This is a genomic window from Flavobacterium sp. Root420, from assembly GCF_001427905.1.
In the GTDB taxonomy this organism is placed as follows: Bacteria; Bacteroidota; Bacteroidia; order Flavobacteriales; family Flavobacteriaceae; genus Flavobacterium.
Genome location: NZ_LMEF01000001.1, coordinates 282867 through 301501 on the forward strand (window position 1 = coordinate 282867; position 18635 = coordinate 301501).

The following is an 18635-nucleotide window of genomic DNA, read 5'->3' on the forward strand; positions in this document are numbered from 1 at the left end:
GTTTCATTTTATTTGGAAAGCTTAAAAGATTATTTTTTTACCTTTAATCTTTCTTTTAATAGTTCAGGTTCATTTGTGGTTATGTAATTGAATTTATGGTCAATAATCCAATCCATATCAGAAGCTTCATTAACTGTCCAGGCATTTAGGATAATATTATTTTCTTTTGCTTCTTTAATCCATTCCGGATGTTTTTTAAAAACAGAATAATGATAATCAACTCCTGAAATTTTATCTGCTTTTACTTCTTTTGGAGATTTATTACCTTCCAGATATTGTAAAACTGTTTTCTGATCGACTTCTCTAATTTGTTTTAAGATTTCGTAATCAAAACTTATATAGCAGGTAATTTTATCAGCATTTAGCTTTTTTATTGTTTCAACAGTTTTTAAAGCCGTTGTCTTTCCTCTTTCTTTACTTATTTCTGAAGGTTTTATTTCGCAAACCAAAAGAGTATTCTTGTTATTTTTTTTACCTTCTATAATATACTCACGCAGCGTTGGCAAATTCTCTCCATTTGAAAGTTTAAGCTGAATTAAGTCGGCATAATTTGTTTTCTCAATAAGTAGTTTATTATAGTGCGTCATGATTGATTACAAGCGAATCATCAGCTCTTCTCCAAACGTCAAATTCCGAACCGGGAAGTTTTAAGTCGATCGCATGCCTCAAAGAAGCAATAGAGTTTTCTGGCAGATTGTTTTTTTTCCATGCTCCACGATGTGCAACAATAGCGTTCTTTTCCACTCCACAAGAATGAAAAATAATCGCCATTTGTAATAAAAGAAATACTCGAATTGCGTTAGAAATTTTCATCATTTCAAAATTTATCATTTTTTATAAAAGTCTTTTTTATAAAAAAGCCCTTCGTTAACCAGACGAAGGGCTAATTACAAATCTAACAAACCAACTATTTAGTTAATTCAAAACTAACTTTCTTGTCGGCAATTGAGTTTCCTCCAACGAAAACATCAAACTGTCCAGGTTCTGCTACGAATTGTAGATCAGAATTATAAAATTTTAAATCTTCAACCGTAATATCAAAACTCACAGTTTGTTTCTCACCTTTTTTAAGTGTTATTTTTTGGAAATTTTTCAATTCTCTAACGGGTCTTGTTACTGTGCCAACTAAATCTCTTATATACAATTGAACAGTTTCTTTTCCATCATAATTTCCTGTATTTGTTACATCAACAGTTACTTTCAATTTTCCGTTGAAATTCATTTTATCAGATGAAATTTTCAAGTTGGAATAGTCAAAGTTGGTATAGCTCAATCCGAAACCAAATGGGAATAATGGCTCGTTTCTTTCATCTAAATAATTAGATCTGAATTTTTCAAATTTACCTTCTGTATTTGCTAATGGTCTTCCTGTATTTTTGTGTGCATAATAAATTGGCACTTGTCCAACGCTCCTTGGGAAAGTTGTAGTTAATTTCCCCGAAGGATTTACATCACCAAATAAAACATCTGCAATAGCATAACCCGCTTCTGTACCGGCAAACCATACATTTAAAATAGCAGGAACGGTTTCGCTTTCTTCTTTTAGTACTAATGGGCGGCCGTCAAATAAAACTAAGACAACTGGTTTTCCTGTTTTTAATAAGGCATTTAATAAATCTTTTTGTGCTTGTGGAATTTCTAAATTCGTACGGCTGCTGGATTCTCCGCTCATTTCTGCCGATTCTCCAAGAGCTGCCACAATTACATCTGATTGGTTGGCTACTTTTAAAGCTTCTGCTAATAATTCTTCTTTGGAACGAGCATCGCGGTGTAAGGTTTTGCCAAACATTGTGGCGTTAGTTTCAAAAGTTTCATCGTAATCCAGATTACTCCCTTTTGCATATAATACTTTCGTAGACGGTCCCGCTACTTCTTTAATTCCTGCCAATAATGATATAGCGCTTTCCATTCTTGTAGCCACACTCCACGTTCCGGGCATGTTTTCTTTAGCATCTGCCAATGGTCCGATAAGTGCAATCGTTCCTGATTTTTTAAGCGGTAACACCTGATTTTGATTTTTTAATAAAACCAAGGACTGTGCAGCAATCCGGCGTGCTTCTTTTCTGCTTGCTGATGTAAAAATCTCCGTTTTAGCTCTTTTTTCATCACAATATTTATACGGATCGTGGAATAGCCCTAAATCGTATTTTGCTTCCAAAATAAGTTTAACAGCATTGTCAATTTGCTCGATAGTTACTTTTTTCTCGTCTAAAGATTTTTTCAATGTTGTTAAGAAACCTTCTCCAACCATATCCATTTCAACACCGGCATTAAGAGATAAAGCCGAAACTGCCTGTAAATCTCCCATTCCGTGCTCGATCATTTCGTTGATTCCAGTAAAGTCAGTTACTACAAAACCTTTAAAACCCCATTGTTTTCTTAAAACATCAGTCATTAACCATTTGTTTCCAGTTGCGGGAATTCCGTCAACTTCATTGAAAGAAGCCATTACAGAACCTACACCAGCATCAACTGCTGCTTTGTACGGAGGAAAATAATCATTGAACATTCTGATATGACTCATATCAACAGTATTGTAATCACGACCTGCTTCTGGTGCACCGTATAACGCGAAGTGCTTTACACAGGCCATAATCGAATTATTTTTCGAAAGATCATGTTGCTGATACCCGTTTACCATTGCTTTTGCAATTTGGCTTCCTAAATAAGGATCCTCACCGGAACCTTCAGAAATTCTTCCCCAACGCGGATCGCGAGAAATATCTACCATTGGCGAAAATGTCCAGTTGATCCCGTCAGCACTTGCTTCCTGAGCAGCAATCTGGGCACTTCTTTCAATCAAATTCATATCCCATGTACAAGATAATCCTAACGGAATTGGAAACGTTGTTTCGTAACCGTGAATAACATCCATACCAAAAATCAATGGGATTTTTAAACGGCTTTTTTCAACAGCAATTTTTTGTACTTCTTTAATTTTTTGAACAGATTTAATATTGAATAAACCACCTACTTTACCTTCAGCAATTTTTTTAGCCACATCAGAACTGTTTGCCTGTCCTGTCGTAATATCTCCAGAAGTTGGTAAATTAAGCTGACCTAATTTCTCATCTAAAGTCATTTTAGATAATAACTCAGTTACAAACTCTGATTTTGGTTTAATTGTTACTGCATTTTTAGTGTTCTTTTTTTGAGCATAACCCAAAACAGCACATCCTAAAAAAAGTAAGACTAATTTGTTTTTCATTCTAGTATATTTATTTATTCGTATTCGTTTTAATCTGTTTAAACATCCAATCATAAATTTCCGGATTGTCATAAACTCTCGACCAGCTGTCGTGGCCTGCATCATCAAAAATGGTCAATTGAGCATCTTTGGCATTGCATTTTTTTAATTCTTTGTAAATGGTTATTGCATAATCAACCTTTACTACATCATCTAATAATCCATGAAAAATTCTGGTTGGAATAACCGCAATTTTACAAGCACTTTCTAACTGAATTAAATCGACAAAACCTGAAATCGGGACAATTGCCGCAAACTTATCCGGATATGACAGTGCTAAATTCCATGCTGTCCAACCTCCTGAACTCAAGCCTGTAACATATATTCTGTCATCATCTATTTTGTTCTCTTTTTGAATTTTCAGAATCAATTCGTTAATAGATTCAATGTCCCAGTTTTCGTCTTCCTTACATTGCGGAGCCAAAACATAAGCATCTAATTGATGTGTTTTTAAATATTTTAAAGGGCCATGAATCTTTACTTTTTCAATGTCTGTTCCTTTTTCTCCATCACCTGAAATAAAAACGATTAATGGCTTTTTTCCCTTTGTGTTGGCGGGTTTATGTAATGCGTAACCTAATTCATGTTTTGTAACAACAATTGTTTTTATTGTTCCTGTAGTCTCACTTTGGGCAAAACCAAATATAGAAAACAGCAGGATCAATAACGTTATTTTGTATTTCATTTACTGAATGATTAGAATCCGTATTTACCTGAACTAAATCCTAGTTTTATTAAACCTTGTTTTGTATCTGATGCATTCATAAACAATTTCCACAATAAGCCACTTCTATAGTTTTCGATCATAGGAGCAATTGTTCCCTGATCGATTGCCAAATAACGAGGCGTTACCCAATTGTATTGTGGTGAAAAAGCATCATACGGCCCTGCAATTCCAACATATTTTGCTTTATTATCATCATACAAATAATGCAAAAACTTCATAGATTCTACTGGTGTATATGGGAAAGATGATAAGGCAGCCGTTGGCGAAATAACACCATTATCATTATTAGGCTGATGCGCTGTGTAACCAGTTGTTCCATCAGGATTGCGGGTATAACTTGCTGTCAACCCCCAACATTTATCTGAATAGTCTTTAAATCCTTTTGGATTAGCAACACTATACTGAACCATTATCTTAGCGTGATTTTGTGTTAATGCCCAATAATCAGCATATTTATCTTTTATGTTATTTGGATCTAAACCTAAATAAGAATAATGTGACCAAAACATCGGTCCTACATTTCCTGTTGCTCCGTTATAATTTAAAACAACCGGAATTCCATATTGAGAACCACCGTTTACAATAGCTCCATTTCTGGCCCATGCCTGATGATAGGCTTCTGCTGAAATTGGATGTGTTGGTGATGAAGCTGCCATTACATAGGTAATTAAACATTCATTATATCCTTCCAGTTTAAAATTCATTTCCCATCCATAATTTGGAGACCAGTGCCAGTATAAGGCGTCTTGTCCCTGCGTATACCAATCCCATTCTACGCCTTTCCAAAGTTCATCGGCTTTCACAGCCAATGCTTTTTCAGCCGCACTTCCATTTTTAAAATATTCTCTGATGGTAATTAGAGCCTGGCAAACGAAAGAAGTTTCCACTAAATCTCCTCCATTATCTTTTGTACCAAACGGAATTACTTTTCCTTCTTTATTATCCATCCAGTGCGGCCACGCACCGTGAAAACGGTCTGCTTTTTCAAGAAAAGTTAATGCGGTCGTAAGTCTAGAAACAGCTTCAGCTCTTGGCAAAAAACCTCTTTCTACACCTACAACAATACTCATTAATCCAAAACCTGAACCACCTGTTGTGATAATGTTTGACTCAAAACTAGGATCTTCCGTAAGATATCTTTCTCTTGCTAATTTTGAATTTGGATCAGAGTAATCCCAAAAATATTTGATTGCATCTTTTTGAACCTGATCCATAGCTTCAGCGTCTGTTAGTGGCTTTGTTGGAGTGGTCGGGTTTGTTGGTAATGGGGTTCCTCCACTTTTTCCTTCATCGGGTGAAGATGACGAACAAGAGCAAAAAGCACCCACAACTAATATGATATATAAGCCAATTCTCATTTTTATAAATTTTGTAATATTAATAACTAAAAATACACCTGGAGTAAACTCCAGGCGTATTTTGAAGAAAATTTATCTTTTATCTTTTTCTAATTTGTAAAGAGCCACAACTTCATTATCAGTAAGTGCTGAATCGTAAATTCTGAATTCATCCATTAAACCTGTATAATTAAGCATCCAACCATCAGGATTTCCCCATGGAGCGCCCAAGTGTTGCTGATAACCTCCAATAATAAATTTAGAAACTTCAGAATTAGCCAATTCTCCAAAGCCTGCTCCTCCTGTTAGAGGGTCACTTGCATATCTCTTAGAAATAGAAGCTGGTAAATCAAGCTTTTGGCCATCAATATAAATACTATATGTAGAACTTGTTCCATTATAAGTCCACACTATATGTTTCCATGCTCCAAACATATTATTCAAAACATTTGCTCCCCCATGCTCAATAAATTGCCCAGCCCAAGGAATACTTGGTGTAACATCTTTTTGGATATGATTTTTCAGCAACATTGTTGTTGCTGGTCCGGTTCCTTCTATAAGTGTAAAAATATTTCCCCAAAAATCTGTCTTTTTAGGAAGCATAAATAACGATTGTGCACCACCAGTATGCGGATCTGTTTTAATCCACATTGAAACTGTGATATTTTTTAAATTCACTACTGGATTACCAACAGTATTATAGGCAATAAAAGAACTTGAAGACCCTTTATAAGCTTCGCCTTTCATACCTGTTTCATAATTTACATTTGTTCCCATACCTCCTGTAATGTTGCTTTTTGAATCGGCAATATTACCATCAAAACTAAATTTTGATACTAAGTGATTAGCTGCAACATCATCAGAATTATTATACCCTCCAATTGACTCATAAGGAATTGGGCTGTTTACTTTATCAATACTATCCTCGCAGCTCACAAACAATGCTGAAGCTAAAGCAAAAGAAAGTAAAAAAATAGATTTATTTTTTTTCATTTTTAATGTCTTTTAGAATTAATAACCAGGATTTTGCTGTGACAAACCTTCAGCCTGTTTAATGAATGATGCCGGAATAGGGAATAATTCATTTTTTCCTTCTGTAAAAGTTTTTCCATCTACAGCAAAAGCTGCTTTGGCCTGACCTGTACGAACTAAATCAAAAAACCTATCGTGTTCAAAAGCCATTTCTACTCTTCTTTCTCTCCAGATTGCAGTTCTGATATCTCCCTGTGAAGAGTAAGTTGTACTTGCCAAACCAGCTCTGTTTCTGATTTGATTCAGCAACGGAATGGCTTCAGATGTTTGACCTAATTCATTCAAAGCTTCGGCTTTCATCAATACAACTTCGGCATATCTTAGATATTTAATATCAACATCCGTTTCCCAGGCACTAGTGTATAATGATGAATAGGCCTTGTAATTGTATCTTTCGTTTTCAACTGTTTCTGGTATTACTCTTCCATCATATAAAACTGAATTTCTAAAAATGATAGTTGCAGCTTTTCTAACATCTCCAGGCTCATAAGCGTTTACTAAACTCTGAGATGGCGTGTTAAAGCCCCAACCCCAACCACCGGTACCGCGAGCACCTTGTGTATTAGAATAACCTTCGATTCCCTTAGCAGGTACCGCTCCCTGTGCGTAAATTTCAAAAATAGATTCTGAATCAAATTTCCCACCAGCTCTGTACATCGATGCATAATCAGCAACTATAGAATAGCCGGTAACTTTGTTACAATTATCAATTACCTGTTGCCATTTTTTTTGATATAAACTTACCTTTGCTAACAATGCATACGCAGCCCCTTTTGAAGCTCTTGATTTTTCATTAGCAGAATAAGCTGTTTTTTCAGGTAATGCAGCAATTGCATCATTTAAATCTGCTTCAATAAAAGCGTACACTTCAGCAGATGATTTACGAGTCAACTGCATAATTCTATCAGCATCTGAACCTGGAACTGGCAAATGATCAACAATAGGAACACCTCCATAACATTTTACTAAAGTAAAATACATAAAAGCCCTTAAAAACTTAGCTTCACCCGCTAGTCTGTTTCTTAAATTAACATCCACTTTATCTAATTTCGGAAGGATATTTAATGCTTGATTACATCTGTTTATACCATCATAATTAGCTATAAAGGTACTTTCCGCAGAAGGATTAGAAGCATTATAAGTCAAAGCGTCTAAAACATCCTTATCTGTTCCAGTATCGCCGGCTGAAGATCCTTTATCAGCATCATCAGAAGTTATACTTGACAAGCCTATCCAACCAAAAGAGGTCATATCCCAATTTAAAAACTTGTTATAAATTGCTGTCACAAACTGAGCTGCCCCAGCATCGTTATTAAATAATTCCACATCGTTTGTTGAAATAGATTCCGTTTGGTCTACGTCTAAATAATCGTCTGCACATCCTGTAAAAAAGAATGCTGATAATACAAACGTTGCTATATATATCTTTTTCATAATATTAAAATTTTAAATTAGCACCAATTACAAATGATCTTAATGTTGGGTAAGCATCAAGTTCAACACCCTGAGTTCCATAAGGATTTCCATCTCCATTTAATTCCGGAGAAAATCCTGAGAATTTTTGTGTAATAAATGGATTAATCGCATTTACATAAATTCTGCATGCGCTTATAAAACTATTCTCTTGCAAAGGCAGTTTATATCCTAGTGTGATATTATTGACTCTGAAAAAATCACCTGATTCTAAATAATAAGTAGAAGCTACCGGTACCTGATTAAAAGGTGCAGGATTTGAAGCTGTTAAATTATTTGGTGTCCAGAAATCAGTCGCAATTGAATTTTCAATATTTTCTCCATAAAAACGCTGTGCTTTTTTACCGTTGTAAACTTTTGCACCAGATGTACCATATCCATCAACTGAAAAATCAAAGTTTTTGTAATTGAAACCTAAAGAAACTCCGTAATTAGATTTTGGTAAACTTGAGCCTACATATTTTTTATCAACAAGGGCACTTAATGCATCCTGAGTTACTTTGTCTCCCGCAGCATTATAATACAACATTTTCCCATTTGTGGCATCAAAGCCAGCATAGTCGTAGATATAAAAACTTCCCAATGGTTGACCAATTGTAGAATTATCAAGTAATTTTGTATCCTGACCATTACCTAAACCTCCTCCGATTACTGGAGATAAAACAACATTTTTTAAACCTGTAAGTTCATTTTTGTTATTAGAAAAGTTACCGCCAATATAATAGCTGAAATTTTCGCCAATCTTATCATCCCAACGTAAAGAGATTTCATATCCTTTGTTTGATACTTCTCCAACGTGTGCTGGTGATGCAGTCGTAATTCCAGATGACATATAAGGTTTTGTATTTAAAATTACATTGTTTGTATTTTTATCATATACATCAAAAGTTCCTTTTAATCTGCTATCTAAAAGTTCAATATCTAAACCTACAGAAGATTCTTCTGTAACTTCCCAAGATAAACTTGGATCAATTTGAGAGTTAATCGTTGTTCCTTCATTCAGAATAGAACCTCCTAAATATGCATTTAAATTAGAAGTATATCCCTGGCTATTTAGCGGTACATTTTGATTTCCTAATTTACCCCAGCTTCCTCTTAATTTTAGTAAATTAATCATTTTAGCATCAGCCATAAAGTTTTCCTTGGTGATAATCCATCCTGCGCCAAATGCCGGAAAAGTTCCCCAACGATAATCTTTACCAAAATTTGAAGATCCGTCACGTCTAACTGTTCCTGTAACCAGATACCTGTCCATCAATTTATATTGGAAACGACCTAAATATGACGCCAATTTAGTTTCATTAAAAACTTCATCTTTATAGCTTGTTACATTTGTAGCATATTCCACATCTTTTAGAGACCAATAGTTAGAATCTGTATTTACATTTTTTCTTACAATAGTTAATTTTTGTCTTGCTCCCTTAACGTAAGTTTCAATACCTGCAGTTACCTCAATATCGTGAATCTCATTAAATACCTTGTTATAAGTCAAATAATTAGATAAACTCCAATTGTAATATTCTTCTCTGCCTTTTGTCAATGCATTTATGTTAGCAGTTGGAAATTCCTTCTCGTAGTCACTTGCTACTTTATTAGGATTTGCAGCTAACCAAATATTTTTTGTGTCATCAAAATTGTATTGTTTCCAGGTATAATATTCACCATTATATTGTGAGGTAAATTTTAAGGATTTAAAAATTTCATAGTCTAATCTTAACCCGCCCTGTAAATTGATACTACGCTGTTGTTCGTCAAAGAAATCTAATTGTGCAACTGGGTTTCCACCATTATTAATTGAATTTCCGGTTTCGCTTGCAAAACCATTGTCTCCAACACGAGCAACACCATATTTGCCATCTGGAAAATACACAGGTACTACAGGAGACTGCTTATATGCATTTGTAAAAGCTGACAATGGCTTTGGAGTTGATTTTGTAGAGGTTAAACTAAAATTTTGAGTTAGAGTTAATTTTTTAGAAATTTTATATTCATTGTTATTTCTAAAAGTTGTTCGACCATAATCCAAACCATTTAAAACAGCTTTTTCTTCATAGTTTCCTAAACTAAAAAAGTATTTTATGTTTTCATTAGCTCCTGAAACTGAGATATTGTTTTGAGTATAAGACCCTGTTCTGGTAATTTCATCAAACCAATCTGTATTAACAGGTTGATCCTGAGAATATGTAGTTGATTGTAAAGCTGTATTAGTATAATAAGCATATTTATTACTACCTGCCATTTTCACTTTTTTAAGAGGTGTTCTTATCCCTCCAAAGCTTTCAATTTCAACAGATACTTTATCTCCTTTTCCTTTTTTAGTTGTAATGATAATTACCCCATTTGCAGCCCTTGTTCCATAAATTGCTAATGCAGAGGCGTCCTTTAAAATATCATAAGTCACAATATCATTAGTATTGATATTATTAATATTTTCAGTTGCCATACCATCGACAATATACAACGGTGTTCTGCCTCCTAATGCAGTACCTAAACCTCTAATGACTACAGAAGGTGTACTTCCCGGCAAATCTGAAGAAGTTACTTGTACACCGGCCGCTTTACCCTGAATAGCCTGAGAAGCATTCAATACTTTGGCTCTTGTAATGTCTTCTGCTTTTATAGAAGAAATTGCAGTTGTATTGTCGATTCTTTTTCTTGTACCATACCCTATAACCACTACTTCTTTTAATGCAGTATCACCTGATTCTTTTAAAGTTATTGTCATTGGAGTTGCAGTAGCTGGCACAGAAACCGCATCAAACCCAAGCATTGAAACTTTTATAAGTTCACCCGCTTTTGCATTAATTGTAAAATTCCCATCGAAATCAGCATCAGCAGATGTTCGGGATTGTGGAGCACTAATGACTGCTCCGGGAATTCCCATTCCACTGCCGTCTACAACTTTTCCTTTGATTGCCTGTCCAGACATATATGCCGGAAGCAATAAGAGCGCTAAAAAGCTAAAAATAAAATTTTTCATACAGTTCGTAATCGTTTAAGTTAGTAGAGCCAAATTAAACAATTACAACGTTGTAGTACATCAAACAGCACTACTACATAGCTACATCATTATGTTAAAAAACAAATATATGCCACTGAAAATCAAGATTATAAATGTTAAATAAATTTCATTAACACTACGTTATGATGTAGTAATGATGTATTAGAATTATATAAAAAACAGTGCTAAAAAATATAAAATATGCAAAATATAAATATGAATCTTACACACTTAATAAAAACTTGGACAGATTTTCTTCCTGAGAGAGATTTAATTTTTTTCGAAGGCGATATCTGTGTAATTCTACACCTCTAAATGATATATTCATCATGGGTGCAATTTCCTTCGAAGAAAGATTCATTTTAAGATAGACGCAAAGTTTTATATCCTTAGGAGTAAGATTAGGATATTTTTTTGAAAGGTTTATAATAAACTCGTTGTGAATCTGATTCAGATTGGTTTCAAAGATTTCCCATTCGTGTTTATTCACTTCATTTATCTTAATTGCCTTTTTGATTTCGCTTTTAAGTTTGTTAAAGTCTTTTTCAGAATCCAGAATGTTCTGAATGTTTTCAATCATTTCGCTTTGTTTGGCAATTGACAATGATTTTCCGGCTACTTCAGATGATTTCGTTTGCAATTCGAGTTCCAAAATATGTTTTTGGTATTCCTGCATATTCAATTCATTTTCTGCTTTTAATTCCATTTCAAGAATCTCTCTCTGATGTTTTAATTCTTCTGCCTGCAATCTTAATTTTTGCATATAGCGAAGTTTATTCCATTTATAATAGAAAAATAGTACTGCCCCTATTATTAGTAAGTATAATAAAATCATCCAAAATGAAAAATACCAGGGTTTTGCAACACTAAATTCAAAACTTGCAACATTATCATAATTTGCGCCATCATGTTTAAAAACATTTACAGAATGGTCTCCACTGCTTAAGTTATTTAAAACAATCAATCCGTTTGCAACTGAAATAAATTCCTTGCCATTATCAATTTTATAAAACAAATTAGGTTTACTGGCTCCATAAATTCCAGAGATGACATTTATTTGTAATTCAGTATTATATTTAATTTTAGAATCATTTGGCATTAAATTTTCTTCATTAAAAGATTCGATCTTAACAGCAGAATTTTGTTTGTTCTCATATTTCAATTGCAATGAAATAAAGCCATCATCAAGATTTAGCAAATAATGATTGGCATGTTTAAAAATTCTTAAATTATCATTGATTAATTTTCCTTTATAATATTTCGCCTGAATAATATTCCAGAGAAATTTATTTCCGGTCGCTTTAATATGATACAAAATTCCATCCTGAAGTACCATAAAATGATCTTCATCTATGCTTATTACATCAGAAACTTTTTTGAAATTCTGATTAAATAGTTCATTTTCCTCCAGTTTGTTAGTTATCGAATTGTAAGTGTACCAGGAGTTATTGATTAGAAATAGGATTTCATTTCTAAATTCAAATATCTTAACCCCAAAATCGTTTTTAATCTTGCTTTGTTGTGTGATATTTTCAACTTTCCTGGTTTTAAAATTGTCATCATATACAACACGATATAAACCGCGATAATTATCGGCTGCCCAAATTTCATTCTTTTTGTTCTGGGCTACATATTTTATAGGTTTAGAAAGCTCATTAATAACTTTCTTTTGAGTGAAATCTGAAAGATTATCATAGACTACAACTCCACTATAAGTCGATTGAAAATAAGTATTATTAATACTGCTTTTAGATAAATTCCAACCACCACTAATATTATTTATTTTAGAAAGAGAACCATTCTCATAGGAAAATGTTCCATCGTTATGGCCAATAATATATTTGTTATTGATTTCGGTAATATTCCATGCCTGACCCTGTGTATTGGGCATCATTTTGAACTTACCTGAATCAAATTCAAAAACACCGTGGTTTGTGGCAATTAAATAACCTTTATTTGTTGTAGCAACCGAGTAAACTGAACCTAAAATACCCGAATTATCATAAAAAATTGAAATCGGAGAATTGATTTCAACATGTGCAATTCCATTATCTAAACCAAGCCACAAATCATTTTCTTTGTCAAACCCAATACTCAAAATCGAGTTATTCATTAAAACGTTTTTTCTATCAATATTTTTATAGGTATCTGATTTAAAATCATAAATAAAAACACCTTTGTTTCCAGTACCTACAATAAGTTTATTATTTTTAGTGAACTTACCTACATTAATAGTAGAACTTTTTAAAACTTCATTTAATGGATTATTCCAAGATCTTAAACCTTCTTTTCCTACCGTGAAAATTCCTTTTTTTTGCGTAAATATATAAGTCTTGTTTTTGTATTTTTCAATCGCGTGAACGACACAGTTTTTAAGGACATTCCATCCTTTTGGATTTGCAATTCGTGATCCGTTCATTTTAAAAGTGCCCTTCGCTACAGAAGCAACATAAAGATTTTGATCGACAACAAAACAATAGGAAATTAAAAATGGAAATTTAATTTTCTGAATGTGTTTTCCGTTATAAATAAAAACATCATTGAATGACTGGAAATATAAGGAACCATTGAATCTAAAAATTTTCCAGATTTCCTCATTATCCTTTTCATCGAACAAGCGGAGATTTTTAGTCACTGAAACATAATGCATTTTACCTTCCTTTCTGTACCAGTAACCAAACTCTTTATAAGAACCAGAGTAAATTTTATCACCTTCAATCAGAATCGAACGAATAATAGTTTTATTGGGCAGTGTGTATTTTTCCCACTTTACGCCATCGTATCTCAATAAATAATGATTATTAGCAAAATACATCGTATTATCTTTTCCCTGAACAACATTCCAAATTTGGTTGTCGCCCTGATAATTTGATTTATTATAATTTTCAACGAAAGGAAGTAATTCTTGTGCGTGAATTTGAGAAGCGATGAAAAAGAAGAAAAGTGATTTTAGAAGTATCGATTTCAAAATATTCAGTTTTATAGTCAAAGATACTGACAAATATTTAATAAGTTAAAAAGCCTCTCAATTGAGAAGCTTTTTTTATTACAGTTCGTATGTTATTTAATTTTGAAGCAAATGATAAACCTGATTCGCAATCTCATATTCTTCATCTGTTGGTATTACCAAAACTTTAGCTTTTGAACTTGTTTTGTTGATTTCTCTAATAGCTTTTGAACGAATTTGATTCTTTTCATCGTCTAATTCAATTCCAAAATAATTCATATCCGTACAAACTAATTTACGCATATGGGAAGAGTTTTCGCCAATTCCAGCTGTAAAGACAATGGCATCTAACCCGTTTAATGCTGCAGCATATGCACCAATAAACTTTTTAATACGGTAAGCATTCATCAGCAAAGCCAATTGGCATTCTTTATTTCCTTTTTCAGCCTCGGCTTCAATATCACGTAAATCACTGTAGCCTGTAAGTCCAAGCATACCACTTTGCTTCAGTAAAACTGCATTTACTTCATCTGGTGTATAACCAAGATTTTTAATCATATAAAAAACGATCGACTGGTCAATGTCGCCTGAACGTGTCCCCATTATCAGACCATTTGAAGGAGAAAAACCCATTGTAGTGTCGATACATTTTCCGTTTTTAACAGCGGCCATACTACAGCCATTTCCTAAATGAATGGTAATGATCTTAGAATTGTTCTCTAAATACTCAATTGCTTTTTCAGAAACATATTTATGACTCGTTCCATGAAAACCATATACTCGAACTTTATTTTCTGTCAAAAGATAATTTGGAATCGCATATTTATACGCCACTTCTGGCATTGTTTGATGAAAGGCAGTATCGAAAACCGCAATTTGCTCCGCTGAACTAAAGATTTCTTCGGCAACATTAATTCCTTCTAAATTGGCAGGATTATGCAAGGGAGCCAGTTCAAAAAGCTGTTTGATTTTTGCTTTTACCTTTTCATCAATTTTTACCGTATCGCTAAAGTCACTACCTCCATGCACTACGCGATGACCTACTGCCGCAATTTCAGAAGTTGATTTAATAACTCCTTTTTCAACATCCAAAAGCATATTGGCAACTTTTTGCAAACCTACTTTATGATTGGAAATTGGCGATGTTTCTTCTGTCGAATCAGATGCTGTTTTAAAGGTAATATTTGAAGTTTCTAAACCAATTCTGTCAATCATACCGGAACAAATTACTTCGTTTTCCGGCATAACCATTAATTGATATTTTATTGATGAACTTCCTGAGTTTATTATTAGTATTTTCATTTTTTTTTAGTTTCTAAGATACTAAGACCCTAAGTTGCTGAGGCTTTTACTATAAGTCTTAAGCTTTTTAATTTATTTATTGGAATGCGAATTTGAACGCGGATGAAACAGATTTGCTAAAGCAAAAACGCGGATAAAAACGGATTTTTTAAATACAACTCAAAAGGTTAATAATTTATAATTCACAATTAGTAATTAATAATTAATTAAAGTCCTTGTGCCTGAATCGCTGTAATTACTACTGTATTAATAATATCATCTACGGTACAGCCACGGCTCAGATCGTTTACGGGTTTGTTTAAGCCTTGTAACATTGGCCCGATTGCTAATGCTCCGGTTTCTCGCTGAACGGCTTTATACGTATTATTTCCTGTATTTAAATCGGGGAAAATTAGTACACTTGCCTGCCCTGCTACTTCAGAATCCGGCATTTTGCTTTTTCCTACGGCGCGATCCACTGCCGCATCATACTGAATTGGCCCTTCTATTTTTAAATCCGGGCGTTTTTGCTTTACTATTTCTGTTGCAGTTCTCACTTTCTCTACTTCATCTCCTTTTCCGGAAGTACCGGAAGAATAGGAAAGCATAGCAATTTTAGGTTCAATTCCGAAAGCAGAACTTGAATCTGCTGATGAAATCGCGATTTCTGCCAATTGCTCTGCAGTTGGATTTGGATTAATGGCACAATCTCCAAAAACCGAAACCCTGTCTTCTAAACACATAAAAAACACAGAAGAAACTACAGAGGAGTTTGGTTTGGTTTTGATGAATTGCAGTGCCGGTAAAATGGTATGTTGCGTCGTATGTGCCGCTCCTGAAACCATTCCGTCAGCATGGCCTTTATAGACCATCATAGTTCCAAAATACGAAACATCTTCCATTAAATCTCTTGCCATTGTTATACTTACATTTTTGGCTTTTCGAAGCTCATAATACGTATTGGCATAATCTTCATAAAGATCAGATTCTTTTGGATTGATGATATTTATTTTCGAGAAATCAAAGGCAATTCCGAGTTCTGTAATTTTACCCTCTATTTGTTTTTTATCGCCAATAATCGAAATATCAACCACATCCATTGCTAATAATCTTGAAGCCGCAATAAGAATTCGTTCATCATTTCCTTCAGGCAAAACGATATGTTTGCGGTGTTGTTTAGCCCGTTTCACCATATTGTATTGAAACATTTTTGGCGTCATTCCTTCCGCTTCAAAAGTGATCAATCTCTCGGATAGCGCTTCAATTTCTACGTATTTTTCAAATGTATTTATTGAGGTTTCTATTTTATGGGTGTTATTCGCGTAGATTTTTGATTTTATTGAACCTATTTTATTGGTCACATTATATGTTCCTCCCTCAACTGCAATAATCGGAACAATAGAAGAAAGTCCTTCAATTAGCTTTAAAATACTTCGCTCGGGAATAATATTTCCCGTCAAGATAATTCCGGAAATAGTTGGATAATTAATTGATTCATTGGCTTGTAAGGCGCCCAGAATAATATCAGAACGATCTCCCGGTGTAATTACCAAAGCGTTATCATGTAAATGAACTAAATAATTGTGCAACTGCATAGCACCAACACTAAAATGCCCAATTTCGTTGTTTAGGTAATTTTCACCAAACATTACTTTGGCGTCAAGTTCATTGACAATTTCCTGCATTGTTGGATTATTCAGACTTGAAATTAACGGAATTGTGTTTACCAAAACATTGGCAGGCAAACTTTTCTGTAACCCTTTTGTTACCAATTCGATATTTTCAGGCTGAACCTTATTCGCAAAAACCGACAATACCTCAACTTCTTTTACTTTGAAAGAATCATAAACAAGGTATAAACTATCAACTAATTCATCTAAGGTTTTACCAACACCGGAACCAATGATTATAGTTGGAATTCCGAGGTTTTTTGCAATTAAAACATTTGTATCTAATTCGATAGAAGTTCCTTCGCCTGTAAAACTTGTACCTTCAACTAAAACAAAATCAAAACGTTCTTCAAGCTTTTTATATTTTTCGATAATTAAATCTAAAACTTCGCCTATTTTACCCTTATTTTTTTTCTTGATTAATTTGCTTTTGGTAATGGCGTACGCCTCTTCAAACTTTATATCCAAATTAAAATGAGAGAGTACCGTCTCAATATGATTGTCTAATTCTCCGTCTACAAAATCTTCTACAATAGGTCTAAAATAACCCACTTTAGCTGTTTTGCCAATCAAAATACTCATCAAACCGAGTGTAACAATCGATTTTCCGCTATTCTGATCACTTGTTGCTATATATATTGCTTTACTCATAATTTATTATTTTGAAACTAATCCTGTAATTGTAATTTTTAACCAGGAAAGCACTAAAACCAGCGTCTTTTCTTGAAATAGATAATCAAGGCTATTACCAATAAAAACATCGCTCCCATGACCATAAAATAGCCATTTCTTTCCTTAAGTTCCGGCATATACTCGAAATTCATACCATATACTCCCACTATAAAAGTAAGCGGAATAAAAATGGCCGATATAATCGTTAGCGTTTTCATTATTTCGTTCATTTTTCGGCTTTGTTCCGAAAAATAAAAGTTAGAAGCGCTTTCTAATGAACTCATATCCGAATCAATTTGCTCCAGAAGCTCTAAACTTTTTTGATGCAGTCTGATAAAGAAATTAAACGTTTCTTTTTGAATCAGCTCATTTGTATCGTCATCCTTAATAGTTTTCAGATAATACAATGAATCGCGAAGCGGTATAATAGAACGTTTTAAAAAATTAAAATTATCTCGGTGATTCTCAATTTTTTCCAAAATAACAGGATCTGCTCCCTTTTTGGTTAAATCAATCAGTTCCTCAATATTCTCTTCTTCGTCTTCAATTGTAATGTAAAAATTTTCCATTACTGCATCCAATAATAAATAGAGCAAATAGTCCACTTTTTTAGTTCTTACAATTCCGGCATGCATGCGCAGACGCTCACGTATATGAGTAAAAAAATCACTTCTTTTCTCCTGAAATGAAATCAGAATTCCGTCTTTTAAAATAAAGCTCAACTGCTCTACTTTAAGGCCATCAGAATACTCAGACGGCAAAAGTGATTTTATATTAAAAAATAAAACATCCCGTTGTTCTTCTAATTTCGTTCTTTTGGTAGTGTTTAAAATATCGGCCAATAAAAAGTCATCCAACTTAAAATGTTCCCCAATTGTCTTAATTAAGTCGATATTATTTAAGCCGTGAATATTCAGCCAATTATTTTTAGTGTAATCAATGCAGGTATTTAAGGCAAAAACGGTAAATTTTTCATATTCGATAACATCAGCATCATCATATACAAAAAGCTGCATTTCTGATTCATGATCTTTATGAATCCCAGTATACTCTAAACTAGTATGTTGCAGTTTACGTCCTTTTTTGTATTTTATCTTTCTCATTCAAAATGATTTATATAGTAATATTACAAAAAAGATTTTGAACCCGAAATGACAAATGTCATTTTGATAGAGATAAATTTTAAAAGAATTGCTTTTATTTGTAATATTTTTACTACTTATTAAAAATAAACCCGACAGGTTTTTA

At 33.5% G+C, this 18635-nt stretch carries 12 protein-coding genes; all 12 read right to left on the minus strand.

Translation table 11 applies throughout. The annotated features are described in order from the left end of the window. Nucleotides 1-29: 29 nt before the first annotated feature. The 12 genes from ASC72_RS01270 to corA all read right to left on the minus strand — a co-directional run bounded on the left by ASC72_RS01270 (nt 30) and on the right by corA (nt 18490). Nucleotides 30-587: a glycerophosphodiester phosphodiesterase family protein gene (locus ASC72_RS01270; RefSeq protein ID WP_256380458.1), complete on the minus strand. Its 558-nt coding sequence runs from the start codon at nt 585-587 to the stop codon at nt 30-32. Continuing rightward, nucleotides 574-831: a glycerophosphodiester phosphodiesterase family protein gene (locus ASC72_RS24690; protein WP_256380459.1), complete on the minus strand. Its 258-nt coding sequence runs from the start codon at nt 829-831 to the stop codon at nt 574-576. Before ASC72_RS24690 ends, ASC72_RS01270 begins: the two co-directional genes overlap by 14 nt. A 76-nt stretch (nt 832-907) precedes the next feature. After that, nucleotides 908-3208 (minus strand): beta-glucosidase BglX, encoded by a 2301-nt coding sequence (bglX, locus tag ASC72_RS01275; RefSeq protein ID WP_056186837.1) that lies wholly within the window; start codon nt 3206-3208, stop codon nt 908-910. 10 nt (nt 3209-3218) lie between these two features. Then, nucleotides 3219-3932: a prolyl oligopeptidase family serine peptidase gene (locus ASC72_RS01280; protein WP_056185510.1), complete on the minus strand. Its 714-nt coding sequence runs from the start codon at nt 3930-3932 to the stop codon at nt 3219-3221. An 11-nt stretch (nt 3933-3943) separates the two neighbouring features. After that, entirely contained in the window at nt 3944-5332 is a 1389-nt protein-coding gene (locus tag ASC72_RS01285; protein WP_056185513.1) for a glucoamylase family protein, read from the minus strand. 72 nt (nt 5333-5404) lie between these two features. Further along, nucleotides 5405-6304 carry a LamG domain-containing protein gene (locus ASC72_RS01290; protein WP_056185516.1) on the minus strand — a complete coding sequence of 300 codons (900 nt, stop codon included), beginning with the start codon at nt 6302-6304 and terminating at the stop codon, nt 5405-5407. Between the two features lie 18 nt (nt 6305-6322). Then, nucleotides 6323-7777 (minus strand): RagB/SusD family nutrient uptake outer membrane protein, encoded by a 1455-nt coding sequence (locus tag ASC72_RS01295; protein WP_056185519.1) that lies wholly within the window; start codon nt 7775-7777, stop codon nt 6323-6325. A gap of 4 nt (nt 7778-7781) precedes the next feature. Beyond that, nucleotides 7782-10796: a SusC/RagA family TonB-linked outer membrane protein gene (locus tag ASC72_RS01300; RefSeq protein ID WP_056185522.1), complete on the minus strand. Its 3015-nt coding sequence runs from the start codon at nt 10794-10796 to the stop codon at nt 7782-7784. A gap of 244 nt (nt 10797-11040) precedes the next feature. Continuing rightward, on the minus strand, nt 11041-13785 hold the full coding sequence (locus tag ASC72_RS01305) for a LuxR C-terminal-related transcriptional regulator (RefSeq protein WP_056186840.1): 2745 nt from the start codon (nt 13783-13785) through the stop codon (nt 11041-11043). A gap of 96 nt (nt 13786-13881) precedes the next feature. Then, nucleotides 13882-15066 (minus strand): acetate/propionate family kinase, encoded by a 1185-nt coding sequence (locus tag ASC72_RS01310; protein ID WP_056185525.1) that lies wholly within the window; start codon nt 15064-15066, stop codon nt 13882-13884. A gap of 206 nt (nt 15067-15272) precedes the next feature. Further along, nucleotides 15273-17366, minus strand: coding sequence for a phosphate acetyltransferase (gene pta / locus ASC72_RS01315; RefSeq protein ID WP_056185526.1), 2094 nt, complete (start codon nt 17364-17366; stop codon nt 15273-15275). Nucleotides 17367-17419: 53 nt separating this feature from the next. Next, nucleotides 17420-18490 (minus strand): magnesium/cobalt transporter CorA, encoded by a 1071-nt coding sequence (corA, locus tag ASC72_RS01320; protein WP_056185529.1) that lies wholly within the window; start codon nt 18488-18490, stop codon nt 17420-17422. Between the last annotated feature and the right edge of the window lie 145 nt (nt 18491-18635).

Bases quoted from the DNA above. Each gene is read 5' to 3' on its own strand.
- corA (WP_056185529.1), bottom strand. From the start codon at position 18,490: ATGAGAAAGATAAAATACAAAAAAGGACGTAAACTGCAACATACTAGT.
- ASC72_RS01300 (WP_056185522.1), bottom strand. From the start codon at position 10,796: ATGAAAAATTTTATTTTTAGCTTTTTAGCGCTCTTATTGCTTCCGGCA.
- ASC72_RS24690 (WP_256380459.1), bottom strand. From the start codon at position 831: ATGATAAATTTTGAAATGATGAAAATTTCTAACGCAATTCGAGTATTT.
- ASC72_RS01310 (WP_056185525.1), bottom strand. From the start codon at position 15,066: ATGAAAATACTAATAATAAACTCAGGAAGTTCATCAATAAAATATCAA.
- ASC72_RS01270 (WP_256380458.1), bottom strand. From the start codon at position 587: ATGACGCACTATAATAAACTACTTATTGAGAAAACAAATTATGCCGAC.
- ASC72_RS01280 (WP_056185510.1), bottom strand. From the start codon at position 3,932: ATGAAATACAAAATAACGTTATTGATCCTGCTGTTTTCTATATTTGGT.
- ASC72_RS01295 (WP_056185519.1), bottom strand. From the start codon at position 7,777: ATGAAAAAGATATATATAGCAACGTTTGTATTATCAGCATTCTTTTTT.
- pta (WP_056185526.1), bottom strand. From the start codon at position 17,366: ATGAGTAAAGCAATATATATAGCAACAAGTGATCAGAATAGCGGAAAA.
- ASC72_RS01290 (WP_056185516.1), bottom strand. From the start codon at position 6,304: ATGAAAAAAAATAAATCTATTTTTTTACTTTCTTTTGCTTTAGCTTCA.
- bglX (WP_056186837.1), bottom strand. From the start codon at position 3,208: ATGAAAAACAAATTAGTCTTACTTTTTTTAGGATGTGCTGTTTTGGGT.
- ASC72_RS01285 (WP_056185513.1), bottom strand. From the start codon at position 5,332: ATGAGAATTGGCTTATATATCATATTAGTTGTGGGTGCTTTTTGCTCT.